Origin of the sequence: Cupriavidus sp. AU9028 (assembly GCF_019795295.1) — a bacterium.
GTDB lineage: Bacteria > Pseudomonadota > Gammaproteobacteria > Burkholderiales > Burkholderiaceae > Cupriavidus.
Map to the genome: position 1 here is coordinate 69,949 of NZ_JAIMCG010000002.1, position 12,421 is coordinate 82,369.

Below are 12,421 nucleotides of genomic sequence, written 5' to 3' on the forward strand. Positions count from 1 at the left end.
TGACGCAGGCAAACCCAAGGAGTGCACCAGCCCGGACCGGCGCGTGCGACGGGCTACTTCGCCGCCAGATAGCTGGCCACCACGGCCTCCCACGACAGCCTGCGCTCCGTCGGCGCCTGCTCGGCGTCCGTCACGCCGACGCGGACCTGGCCGCTTGCATGCGGCCGCAGCGTGCCCGCCGGCGGCGCGTTGTAGTCCCTGCCATAGGTCAGTTCGCCCTGCTGCAGCGACAGCGCGTTGCCCTCGCTGCCGAACAGCAACGGCGCCGTGGTGCCGTAGTACACCCCTCCGACCATGCCACTCAGGTGCAACGCCGCCGCGCCGCTCTGCCCCGTCGCGCGGAAGGCCGGGGTCAGATCCAGACGCGTGAACACGCCCTGCGTCATCAGGCTGCCGCCCTCGACGTTCAGGTAGACGGTAGCGTCGTCGGTCAACACCGCGGGAGAACCGCCGCTGACCACCGAAGGGTCGATCGCACCGGGCGCGCCGAACGCGGCCCGGTCCACCCAGCTGCCGTTGGCACGGAACAGCACCGACTCGGCGCCTTCCGGCGTCCGGCCGTCATGGAAGACCATGTCAAAGCGGACATGGCCGCGCAGATCCGGTACCGCGTCGTCCGGACGGCCGTCATACTCGACCTGCATCCTGCCGGACCTGGCCAGCGACTGGCCCGACAGCGGCTCCTGGGTCAAGCAGCGGTCATAGTCCAGTTGAAAGGTGTCGCCATTGGTCAGGCTGGCGCTATTGTCCGCGTCGGCGAAGCGGATCGTGACAGTGCCCGCCTTTGCCGTGCCGACCGTGCAATCGAAGCGCGCCTCGCCCGCAGCCACGGCGGCGTCCAGGCGGGCAACCGGCTCCATGCGCAGCAGGGCCGGCAGCAAAGCCGTCCGGAGCACCATGGTCAGGTCGGCATTGGGTACCGGCTGTTTCTCGCGAGCGGCGGCAAGCGCCTGCTCCAGCAGGCCGCGCGCCTCGCTCGGCGGAACGTAGTCGACCTCGACCTGCCGGATCACGCCCGGCAGATCGATCACGATCTGGCTTGCCGGCGCGCCCACCAACGACATGCCGTCCCAGACGCCGGACGGACTCGGGAAGCCGAGTTGCACTCCCGAGTACCCGTACAGCAACTGGGCGATGGTCTGCGCGGTCTGGTCGCTCAGACTGCCCGACGAGGCCCAGTCCATCTGCGTGGCAAGCCCCGCTGCCTGGAGCTCCAGCATGTTGACCCTGGCATCCAGGGCGGCACGGCGGGCTTCGGTGACCTGCCGCATCACGGCACGGATCGTCGCTGCCACGTGTCCCTCGGTCGTCTGAGGCAGCGGCGTTGTCGCGTCGGCGATCTGCGTCGGGAGGACGGTATGGAAGCCCGGTTGCAGGCCGATCTTCTCGGCCAGCAGCTTGCTGATGCTGTCCTTCAGCTTCTTCGCGTGCTCGATCGCTGCCACGGTCTGCGGGTCGACACCGGCCGATGGGTCCAGCGGAACCGACGGGCGCGCGCGCATCCCAAGAATGGCGTCACGGAACGCTGCCGCTTCGGCACTTGGCAAATGCAGTGCGATTTCGTCCAGGATGCTGAGCGAGACCGGTGTCTCGGTGCCGCACACATCGGGCACCAGTGCGCGAATGCTGTCGGTATCGGGCAGCGTCTCGAACTGGCCGGTGCCTTCATTGAAATACACGGTTTCGGTGGAGCCGGCCAGCGCCACCAGCGCCGGGCCACAGCGGTCGGCGGGCACCTTGAAGACCGGATCTCCCGTCGGCGGAACCTTGGTGGTCAACGGGCCGCGAGTGTCCCCGAGGGGGACCAGGATCAGGTTGGCCCCCGGGCGCACCGCCCCCAGATGCGGGCGAACCGCAAGGCTGTACTCCCGAGGCGTGGCGGGCGGTTCCCCTCCGCCCCCTCCGCCCGTGCCGCCACCCGCCGCCGGGCTGTCGCCATCGCCGCCACATCCGGCCAGCAGGGCGGCCGCCAGCGCGGCCGCTCCCAGCGCCGTCCATTTCACCTTCACCGTCATGATCCCGTCCGTTCGAAAGGCCGCTCGCGGTCCGTTGATGCGATAACCGCCGCCGGCAAGTGTTTTTTGATATTGCCGCCGCAAGTGTAGCGGGCGGCAAGGGCATTGCGGTGAACTCGCACGGCGGGTGTGTCAAAGCTGCAACCCCGGACCGACGCAGCCACTCGCGCATCGGTGGCGGGCGGCAATAGCGGCTATGTTTACCGGGCCGGGCTCGCCAGCATGGCGGCCCGGCCCTTCTTTCAGTCCTTCGCCGCTGCCACACCCGGGATCGCCGCGAAGCCCCTCCCATCCGAAAGGTCCCTCGTGCCACCTGCCCACCGTTGCCTGCATCTCGCCCTGCTGCTTGCCGCGCTTGCGTTGGGAGGCTGTGCCAGTACGGGCAGCTCCCCGCTTTCCACGGCGACGATCCAGGAAATGCCGGAGCGCGTCTGCGTGCGCGCCGCGCATGCCGCGTATCTGCCCACCGCCGCGGATTCCGCGGGCGAACCGGAGGCGGCACAGGTCCCTGCCCGCCACGCGCTGCCCTTCTCGCGCACGGCGCTGGCCACCGCGGCCGCCATCGGCGTGCTGCCGGCGCTGAACGAGATCGTCGCGGCGAACGCCTCCCCGGCGTCCAGCGCGTCTCGCGAACAGGCGCTGCTCGCACGCCAGGCGCTGATGGAACGCATCACGCTGACGATGCTCGACGTCGCCAGCGTGACCGGGGAGATCGACTGCGAGAACGAGCGCAGCGGCCAGTTGCGGGACCAGTTGCAACGCCTGGAGGAACAGCGGCTGCGCGGCCTGACGGTGGCGGGCCTGGTGATCGGCGCCGCCACCGCGATCGTCTCGGGGGGCATCGCGCTGTATGACTCCGACGCCGTCGCCGCCAGCGTCATCAATGTGGTCGGCGGCGCGGCGCAGGCCGGCACCGGCTTTGCCGCGCTGACCTACACGCCAGCGGCAACGCTGCGGCATGAGCGCAACCTGCTGGCCGATCTCTGGGAGGGCAAGCCGGACTCGACGCTGTTCCCGCCATCGATCTGGCGCTTCCTCACCCAGGTGCGCGAGGAGGACACCGGGGTGCCGCTCGGACAAGCGCTGGTCGAGCAATGGCGCGCGGGCGAACGACTCGGCCCGCGCGACTCGCAGGAGGAACAGCGCCGCGCGGCGCTGATCTTTGGCAAGGGCGGCAACTACACCGCCGATGACCTGCGCGCCCGCGACGCCATCCTGGATCAGCTGGAGGCGACGGTAAAGCTGCTGTACCAGGACCTGGGGCTGCTGATGCGGGAACTGTCGGCCTGGACCGCGACGCGGGCCACGGCAGGAAGCGCGGCGGAGCCCGATAACGGCACGAGGAAGTCCGCCCCGCGCCCTGCGCCCGCTACGCGGCGCTGAACCTCGACCGCCGAATCCTCGCGGCGCCGCGCGCCATGTCCTAGTATGGCCAGACGAGCAGCAGATGCGACCCGCGGCGCTGCCGCGGCGATCGCCGCACCGGGCCGGCCCGGGATCTGCCGACCTCGAATGGAATCGAACAGGAGCCGACGTGAAGCGAAATCGAATGGCCTGGCTTGCCTCGCTGCTGCTGCCGATGCTGTGCGCCGGCCCGGCAAGCGGGCAGCAAGCCGATACCGCGGCCCAGGCCATTTCGGACGCCGTGCGCAGCGGCGAAACGCCATACCGGCCGTTGCCGGCCGAGGCGGTCGAAGCGGGCGCATTGGAGTCGGAGGAATGCCGCTCGCTGCGGGAACGGATCGCGGTCGCGCCCACCCGCGAGTACCAGGCGAACGGCCCGGAGATCGAGGACAGCCAGGGCACGACCTTCCCGGGCCTGACGCGGGAACGCCCGCGCCGGGAACTGGAACGGGCCTACCGCGACAACTGCCTGCGTTGACGGACTGCGGCGGCTATTGCCGCTGCGCCGGCTTGCTGAAGCTGCCGCCGGCCGCGGCCAGTTCTTCCAGCGACCGCGCCGGCTCGAAATCGGCGCCCAGGGTTTCCTGATAGCCGCGCAACGTCTGCACGACCTTGTCCAGCCCGACGGTGTCGGCATGGAACATTGGCCCGCCCCGATAGACCGGCCATCCATAGCCGTTGACCCAGATCACATCGATATCCGATGCGCGGATCGCCTTGCCCTCCTCCAGGATCTTCGCGCCTTCGTTGATCATCGGATAGAGACAGCGCTCCAGAATCTCCTGATCCGACACGGTGCGGCTGGTGCGGCCCTGACGCGCCGCGAACTCGCGGATCAACTGCTCGACCACCGGCGACGGCCGGGCGTTGCGGGCTTCGTCGTAGTCGTAGTAGCCGGCACCGGTCTTCTGCCCGCGCCGATCCATCTCGCACAGGATCTCGCGCAGGGTCGAGCCGGTCGACGTCTCGCGGCGCCACCCGAGGTCCAGCCCGGCGAGGTCGCTCATGGCGAACGGCCCCATCGGGAAACCGAATTCCACCAGCACGCGATCGACGTCCCAGGGTAGCGCGCCCTCCAGCACCAGCCTGTGCGCCTCGCGCTGGCGCTGTGCCAGCATCCGGTTGCCGACGAAGCCGGGGCATACGCCGACCAGTGCCGCGATCTTGCCGATCTTGCGCGCCAGCTCCATCGCGGTGCGGATCACCGGCCTGGAGGTCTTTTCCGCCCGCACCACCTCCAGCAGCTTCATCACGTTGGCGGGCGAGAAGAAGTGCAGCCCGATGACGGACTCGGGCCGCGATGTCGCCGAGGCAATCTCGTTCACGTCCAGTGCGGACGTATTGGTGGCCAGGATGGCACCGGGCTTCGCGATGCGGTCCAGCCGCGCGAACACCTCCTTCTTGACGTCCATGTTCTCGAACACGGCCTCGATGACCAGGTCGGCCTGGGACAGCGCTTCCATCTGCAATGCCGGGGTCAGCAGCGCCATGCGCCGCTCGATGTCGGTGGCGCTGATGCGCCCCTTCTTCGCCGTGTTCTCGTAGTTGCGGCGGATCGTGGCCAGGCCCCGGTCCAGTGCCTGCTGCGAGGTCTCGACGATGGTCACCGGATAGCCGGCGTTCAGGAAGTTCATCGCGATGCCGCCCCCCATCGTCCCCGCGCCGACGATGCCGATTGCGGCGACCGGCAGCAGCGGCGTCTCCGCGCCGATGTCGGGAAGGCGCCAGACCTCGCGCGAGGCAAAGAAATAGTGCCGCTGCGCCGCCGATTGCTCGCCCTTCAGCAGTTCGACGAACATTTCGCGCTCGCGCCGCAAACCTTCGTCGAAGGGCAGTTCGACCGCCGCCTCGATGCAGCGGATGTTGTACTCGGGCGCGAGGAAGCCGCGAAACCGCTTCGCGTTGGCACGGCGGAACTGTGCGAACAGCTCGGGCTTGCCCCGGGCAGCGGCGACACGGTCGTCGAGATCGCGCACGCGCCGCAGAGGGCGCCGTTCCGCCACGACCTGCCGGGCGAAGGCAATGGCCTCCTGCCGCAGCGAGGCGTCGTCGACGACCAGGTCGACCAGACCCATCTCGGCCGCCGCCGGCGCGGGCACATGCATGCCGGTGGTGACCAGCTCCAGCGCCCTTTCCACGCCTACCAGCCGGGGCAGCCGTTGCGTGCCGCCCGCGCCGGGCAACAGGCCCAGATTGACCTCCGGCAGGCCGCATGCCGCCGAGCGGGCCGCGACGCGATAGTGGCAGACCAGCGCCACTTCCAGGCCCCCGCCCAGTGCGGTGCCGTGGATGACGGCGATCACGGGCTTGGGCGAATCCTCGATGGCCGATTGCACCTCGGGCAAGGACGGCGGCTGGGGCGGCTTGCCAAACTCGGTGATGTCCGCGCCGGCGATGAAGGTCTTGCCGGCGCAGATCAGCACGATGGCCTGCACCGCGTCGTCCTCGACGGCCTGCCTGATTCCGGCGAGCAGGCCGGCACGCACGCCGGCGGACAATGCGTTGACTGGCGGGGCGTCGATGGTCAAGACGGCGATGCCGTCTTCAAGGGTGAGGTCGGTGACGGCGTTGAGGGTTGGCATGGTGTCTCCGTGTTTGATGGGCAAGTTGCTGGTCTGGCGCAATTGGGAGGACGTGGGCGTGGCGTGCGCTCGCTGGCCCTCTCCCCCGCCCCTCTCCCGCACGCGGGAGAGGGGAGAAAACCGTCGGAACTCGTGATGGCGATGGGCTTTCCCCCTCTCCCTCAACTCGCCCGCGCGCTGACGTCCTTCGCTATCGCCAGGAAGCGTTCCAGTTCGTCCCGGATACGCTTCTTGTTGTACTTGCCGACACTGGTCTTGGGAATGTCGCGCGTGATGGCCACGCGCGTAGGCAGCATCCACTTGGTGATGCGGCCGGCCTGCACGCCATGGACCTTCAGGAATTCGATCACGTCGACTTCGTCGGCCTGGAAGCCGGTGCGCACGCTGACCAGTGCCATCGGCCGTTCGCCCCAGACGGGATCGGGCACGCCGACCACCGTGGCCTCCTGGACGAAGTCGGCCATGGCGATCAGGTTCTCCAGCAGCACCGTGGGCACCATCTCCGCACCGCTGCGGATGACGTCCTTGATGCGGTCGGCAATGGTGATATAACCGTGCTCGTCGACCTTGCCGAGGTCGCCGGTATGCAGCCAGCCCCCGCGCCACAGCTCCGCGCTTTTCTCCGCGTCACGGAAGTAACGCTCCGTGGTCCAGGGCGCGCGCACCACGATCTCGCCGACGGTCTGGTCGTCGTGCGGCACCGGATTGCCGTCGCCATCGACCACCTCGACATCGACGCCGAGGATCGGCAGGCCGGCCTTGACCAGCAGCGCGTCGGTCTGCTCGCGATCCAGATCGACCAGGTCCTGCTTGATGAACGAACTGACGATGGTCGGCGCGGTCTCGGTCATGCCGTAGCCGGAGCTCATGCGGAACGACGGAATCAGCGCTTCGAGCTTCTTCTTCAATCCGAGCGGCAGCGCACCGCCGCCGACGTTGACGCGCACCAGGCTGCTGAGGTCGTACTTGTGCAGGTCCGGGTATTCCAGCAGCATGGCGGCGATGGTGGCGACAATGCCCACGGACGTCACCCGCTCGCGCTCGACCAGCTCGCAGAACCCCTGCACGGTGAAGGTGCCGTGCAGCACGATCTTGTGCGCGCTGTAGACCGCGACGAAGGGCGCGCCCCAGGCGTGGATGTGGAACAGCGGCGTATTGAGCAGCGGCACTGCGCCCTCGCCGAGCCGCACGCCCAGGCCATCGGCGATGTCGATGGACGGCGTGTTGGCAATCGCCTGCTGCGCCATCATATGGATGGTCATCAGGTACAGCTGCCGGTGCGTGAAGGTCGCGCCCTTGGGCTGCCCGGTGGTACCGGTGGTGTAGCAAAGCGTGGCGTTGGTGTCCTCGTGCAGCGCGGGCCAGTCGAAGCCGGCCGGCTGCCGGGCAAGCAGGTCCTCGTAGTGGATCAGTCCGGCGATGCGCGTGTCGGGCAGGCCTGGCTTGTCGGACATATAGACGAACTGCTGCACCACGTCCTTGATATGGTCGTAGATGCCTTCGACCAGCGGCAGCAGCACGTCGTCGAAGAAGATCACGCGGTCCTGCGCATGCCGGATGGTATAGACGATATGCTCGGGCGACAGGCGGACGTTGACGGGGTGCAGCGTGGCGCCCACGCCGGGCACCCCGAAGTAGAGTTCGAGATGGCGATGGGTGTTCAGCGCCATGGTGGCGATGCGGTCGCCGGGCTCGCCCGGGCTGCCGGCCGCGACATCGAGCTCGCCCGTCAATGCGCGAGCCAGCTGGCAGACCCGCCCGTACCACTCGCGCCAGGTGAAGCGGAAGTACTCGCCGCTGACGTGATTGCGGTAGACGATGCCCGTGCGCTCGGGATACATCCGCACCGGGCGCCGCATGATGGTCGTCAACAACAGCGGGTAATGGGTGCTGAACTCCGGATAGGTCCTCGCTTCCATCTTGTCTCCTGTCGTGAATGGCGGGCCGCGGCGTTCCTGGGCGCCCCTCTATCCTCTCCCCCGGCCCCTCTCTCACAAGTGGGAGAGGGAGGCAAACCGACAGCGCGTCGAACGCGCCCGTTTTTCTCCCCCTCTCCCGCCCCGCGGGAGAGGGGTTGGGGGAGAGGGTAGCGAGCCATCACCGGCCGGCGTCGCCCGGCCCTGGCTTGTCGGTGCCGGCACGCCAGACCTGCGCATAGCGCCGCAACCCGATCTCCAGCGGCACCGTTTCCAGCGACAGCATCTCCGTCACTGCGACCAGCCACGCCGGCCGCTCCCGCGCGCAAACTGTCACCGGCGTGTCCAGCGGCGATTGCTGCGCGGCGAGCATGGCAAAACTGGCTGCGTAGCCCGGCGGGCGCACATCGTTGGACAGCTCCGCCATGGCGTAGGGATCGGGCGGCGCCCACTGCCGCAGATCGGGCACCGGGATCGTCGGGTTGCTGGTGGTCCCGCCGCCGGTCAGGCCCGGCCCGTCCAGGATCAGCGCGCCGCGGATCGCTTCGGGCCGGGCCCCGGCCAGCAGCAACGCCACATAGCCGCCGATGCCCCGCCCTGCCACGGTACAGGGTCCCAGATGCGCGAGCGCGGCATCGGCGTCCGCCAGCAGCGTCTCGCAGCTATATCCCCCGCCGCGCGGCGCATCCGATTGCCCATGGCCGCAGAAGTCCAGCGCGAACACCGACCCCGGCCAATCCGCGTAGTGCCGCGGCAGAGAGGACGGCGAGCGCTCTCCCAATCCATGCAGCAACAACAGGGGCGGCCCCTGCCGCTCGGCGAGCCGATGCAGCGCCAGCCGCAGGCGGTGATGTCGCAGGGTGTGGCTCGACGGAAGTGTCATGCGCGAAGAAACTCCAGGATACGTTGCGCCGTTTCCCGCGGCTGCTCGATATGGATGAAATGGCCAACGTCGCGCATCCGGTGCACTTCGGTGTCGGGCGGGAAGTACGGCATCAGGTCGTCCGCGGTGGCATCCCACCCCATCGGCTCCTTCTCCGAGCCAAAGATCGCCAGCATCGGAATCGGAAAGCCCGGCAGGCGGTCGGTCATCCAGTGGGCCCGCATCGGGCCGAAGCCGCCCACGCCGATCATCGGATCGAGCTTCCAGCGCCAGCCGTCGGCATCGCGGCGCGCGCCGTGCGAGGCGATGTAGCAGAGCCACTCGTGATCGAGGCGCGGGTTCATCCTCGCCCTGCGCGTGGCGAGTTCGCGTAGTGTGCCGGGACGCCGCTCTCGCGCGCTGCCCTCGCGCCGCGAGTCGAGCCAGCGCGCCACGGCGGGCAACGTCAACGGCGACTTGCCGACCCGCACCGCGCCATCCTTGGCCGGGCTGCGGAACGGCAGGCCATCGATGGCGGCAAAGCGGGTGAAGCGGTGCGGCAGGGCCTGTACGGCGTGGACCAGCAGCGCGCCGCCCTTGCTATGGCCGATCGCGGGCAGCGGCGCGCGGTCGATGGAATCGGCGACGGCAAGGAGATCGCGCACGTCCGCCAGCCAGCTGTAGAGATCGGCGTGATCCGAGTCCCCATGGCCGCGCTGGTCGTAGGAGACCACCCGCAGCCCGGCATCCGCAAGCAGGGGCGCGAAGGTGTCGAAGGTGCGGGCGAAGTCCAGCGCGCCATGGACCAGCAGCACCGGCGGGGCATCCGGCTCGCCCCATTCGTGAACCGCCAGGCTGACGCCTCCCGCGTCTATCCGGCGCTGTCGATCCGGCGCTCTCGCGCCGGGATAGGTCCATGCCTCGCGGCATGCCGTGGCCTCGCTATCTTGCATGTCTCCGCCTTGCGCCGGCCTCCACGATGCATCGCAACGTCCCGGGGCCAGGCGTACGCCGATCGGACCTGGTCGGCGCGCAAGCTCGCAAGCGTGCCGCCTTCCCTGCCCTTTCGTGTTCTTGGTATGTTCCGATCGATCCTAGCACATCCAGCCGAACGCGCCAGCTGTCCGTTTATTGTGCGCCGCTTCCTCGCCGCCGGGCCGGCTTTCGCTCCGTACGCGAGATCTCATTTTCGTAAATTGCGTATTGACCCGCGCCGATGTCGCTCCTATAACGGACTGCACGGCCCGCAGAGGCCGGTGTAGACAGGAGACGGAAGTGGACGACCTCGAGACGTTCCGGCGGCAGGCGCACGCCTGGCTGCAGGCCAATTGCCCGCCCGAGATGCGGCAGCCCGTGCAGGACGATGACGACATCTGCTGGGGCGGGCGCAAGTTCCGCTTCCGCTCGCAGGCGCAGCGCCAGTGGCTCGAACGCATGGCCGAACGCGGCTGGACCGTGCCGGAGTGGCCGCGCGAATATGGCGGCGGCGGGCTGACCCGCGAGCAGGCCAAGGTGCTGCGCGAGGAAATGCAGCGGCTCGGCTGCCGCACCCCGCTGCAGAGCTTCGGCATCTCGATGCTGGGACCTGCGCTGCTCAAGTACGGCACGCAGGCGCAGAAGCAGCAGCATCTGCCCCCCATCGCGCGAGGCGAGATCCGCTGGTGCCAGGGCTACTCCGAGCCCAATGCCGGCTCGGACCTGGCCGCGCTGCAGACACGCGCCGAGGACCGCGGCGATCATTTCGTCGTCAACGGCCAGAAGATCTGGACCTCCTACGCCGACAAGGCCGACTGGATCTTCTGCCTGCTGCGCACCGATTTCGCGGCGCAGAAGCACACCGGCATCAGCTTCCTGCTGTTCGACATGGAGACGCCGGGCGTCACCACCCGGCCCATCGTGCTGATCTCCGGCAAGTCGCCCTTCTGCGAGACCTTCTTCGACAATGTGGTGGTGCCGCGCGACCAGCTGGTCGGCGAGATCCACGGCGGATGGGAGATCGCCAAATACCTGCTGACGCACGAGCGCGACATGATCAGCGCCATCGGCAGCCGTGGATTTCGCCAGCCGCTGGGCCAGCACGCGGCTCGGATCATCGGCACCGACGAAGCCGGGCGCCTGGACGATCCCATGCTGCGGGCGCAAATCGCCCGCTTCGAAATCGACGAGGCCGCATTCGGCTTCGCCGGCGAACGGGTGCGCGACCTTGCCCGTCAGGGGGACGGCATCGCGGCCTTCTCCTCCGTGCTCAAGTACTACGGCGCCGAACTGAACAAGCGGCGTCATGAACTGCTGATGTCGGCCGGCGGCAGCGACGCGCTGGAATGGGAGAGCGAGCGCAGCCGCCAGGGTGCGACCGCACGGGCATGGCTGCGCACCAAGGCCAACTCCATCGAAGGCGGCACCAGCGAGATACAGCTGAACATCGTCGCCAAGCGCATTCTCGGCCTGCCCGGCGCCTGACCAGACGCCCACGCAGTCTCCCGCCAGCCCGTCCCGAGGACAGTCAATGGCCATCGTATTGACCGATACGCAGCAGATGCTGCGCGACAGCGCGCTGACGTTCCTGCGCGAGAACGCCCCGATCCGCGCGCTGCGCGCCATGCGCGACGCCGGCGACGAAACCGGCTTCTCCCGTGCGCTGTGGCAGGGCTTTGCCGACCTGGGCCTGGCCGGCGTGCTGGTGCCGGAGCGCTGGGGCGGCAGCGAGCTTGGCGCGGTCGAGGCCGGCGTGGTCATGGAGGCCATCGGCAGGACCCTCGCGCCCTCGCCGTTCCTGTCCACCGCCGTGCTCGGCGCCTCCCTGCTGACCGCCTGGGGCACGGAGGCGCAACGCGACGCCTTGCTGCCGGAAATCGCCAGCGGGCGCCACCTGACCGCGCTGGCGCTGGACGAAGGCGCGCGGCATCGCCCCTCGCGCGTCGATACCCGCGCCACGCCGCTCGCGGACGGCTACCACATTGACGGCTGCAAGCAGTTCGTGGTCGATGGACATGTTGCCGACACGCTCATCGTGGCGGCGCGCACTGGCCACGACGATGGCATCACGCTGCTGCTGGTGCCGCGGGGCACGCCCGGCGTGGCGGTCGAGCGGGTCGTGCTCGCCGATGCCTCGCAGGCAGCGCGCATTGCCTTCGACAATGTGGTGGTCCCCCACAGCGCCGTACTCGGCGCGCCGGGCGAGGGGGCGCCGATGCTCGAGCGCGCGCTTGATCTTGGCCGCGCCGTGCTGTCCTCGGAACTGCTGGGCATCGCCGACGAGGCCTTCACGCGCACGCTTGCCTATCTGAAGGAGAGACGCCAGTTCGGCCGCATCATTGGCGAATTCCAGGCCTTGCAGCACCGCGCCGCGCACCTGTTCACCGAGATCGAACTGACGCGCGCGGCCGTGCTCGGCTGCCAGCAAGCGCTCGATCGCCGCCCGCCCGACGGACCTGATGCATTGGCCTCGATGGCGAAGGCCCGTGCCGGTGACACCGCGACCCTCGCCGTGCAGGAGGCCGTGCAGATGCACGGCGGCATCGGCATGACCGACGAGTTCGAGATCGGCTTCTTCATGAAGCGCGCCCGCACCGCGCAGGAGTGGCTCGGCGACTCGCTTTTCCATGCCGATCGATGGGCGCGATTGCGGGGCTACTAGCGCGC

At 68.9% G+C, this 12,421-nt stretch carries 9 protein-coding genes; 4 read left to right on the forward strand and 5 right to left on the reverse strand.

Annotation, left to right across the window (positions count from 1 at the left end; translation table 11 throughout):
• Positions 1-53: 53 nt before the first annotated feature.
• Positions 54-2,015 (reverse strand): hypothetical protein, encoded by a 1,962-nt coding sequence (locus tag K6V06_RS02660; protein WP_222240039.1) that lies wholly within the window; start codon positions 2,013-2,015, stop codon positions 54-56.
• A 306-nt stretch (positions 2,016-2,321) separates the two neighbouring features.
• Here K6V06_RS02660 and K6V06_RS02665 point away from each other — a divergent pair, with 306 nt between their 5' ends.
• Positions 2,322-3,398, forward strand: coding sequence for a hypothetical protein (locus tag K6V06_RS02665; RefSeq protein WP_222240040.1), 1,077 nt, complete (start codon positions 2,322-2,324; stop codon positions 3,396-3,398).
• Positions 3,399-3,549: 151 nt separating this feature from the next.
• Positions 3,550-3,897 (forward strand): hypothetical protein, encoded by a 348-nt coding sequence (locus K6V06_RS02670; RefSeq protein WP_222240041.1) that lies wholly within the window; start codon positions 3,550-3,552, stop codon positions 3,895-3,897.
• 13 nt (positions 3,898-3,910) lie between these two features.
• Here the strand turns inward: K6V06_RS02670 and K6V06_RS02675 are convergent, their stop codons facing one another.
• The 4 genes from K6V06_RS02675 to K6V06_RS02690 form a co-directional block, all read right to left on the reverse strand.
• The gene (locus tag K6V06_RS02675) at positions 3,911-6,001 is read right to left on the reverse strand and encodes a 3-hydroxyacyl-CoA dehydrogenase NAD-binding domain-containing protein (protein ID WP_222240042.1); all 2,091 of its coding nucleotides are present in this window, start codon (positions 5,999-6,001) and stop codon (positions 3,911-3,913) included.
• Between the two features lie 161 nt (positions 6,002-6,162).
• Entirely contained in the window at positions 6,163-7,920 is a 1,758-nt protein-coding gene (locus K6V06_RS02680) for a long-chain-fatty-acid--CoA ligase (RefSeq protein WP_222240043.1), read from the reverse strand.
• Positions 7,921-8,098: 178 nt separating this feature from the next.
• Positions 8,099-8,800 (reverse strand): alpha/beta fold hydrolase, encoded by a 702-nt coding sequence (locus K6V06_RS02685; protein WP_222240044.1) that lies wholly within the window; start codon positions 8,798-8,800, stop codon positions 8,099-8,101.
• Entirely contained in the window at positions 8,797-9,732 is a 936-nt protein-coding gene (locus K6V06_RS02690) for an alpha/beta fold hydrolase (RefSeq protein WP_222240045.1), read from the reverse strand. The genes K6V06_RS02685 and K6V06_RS02690 overlap by 4 nt, the downstream gene beginning before the upstream one ends.
• A 322-nt stretch (positions 9,733-10,054) precedes the next feature.
• Between K6V06_RS02690 and K6V06_RS02695 the strand changes: the two genes are divergently transcribed.
• Both K6V06_RS02695 and K6V06_RS02700 read left to right on the forward strand, forming a co-directional pair.
• Positions 10,055-11,239: an acyl-CoA dehydrogenase family protein gene (locus tag K6V06_RS02695; protein WP_222240046.1), complete on the forward strand. Its 1,185-nt coding sequence runs from the start codon at positions 10,055-10,057 to the stop codon at positions 11,237-11,239.
• Positions 11,240-11,285: 46 nt separating this feature from the next.
• Entirely contained in the window at positions 11,286-12,416 is a 1,131-nt protein-coding gene (locus K6V06_RS02700; protein ID WP_222240047.1) for an acyl-CoA dehydrogenase family protein, read from the forward strand.
• Positions 12,417-12,421: the final 5 nt, after the last annotated feature.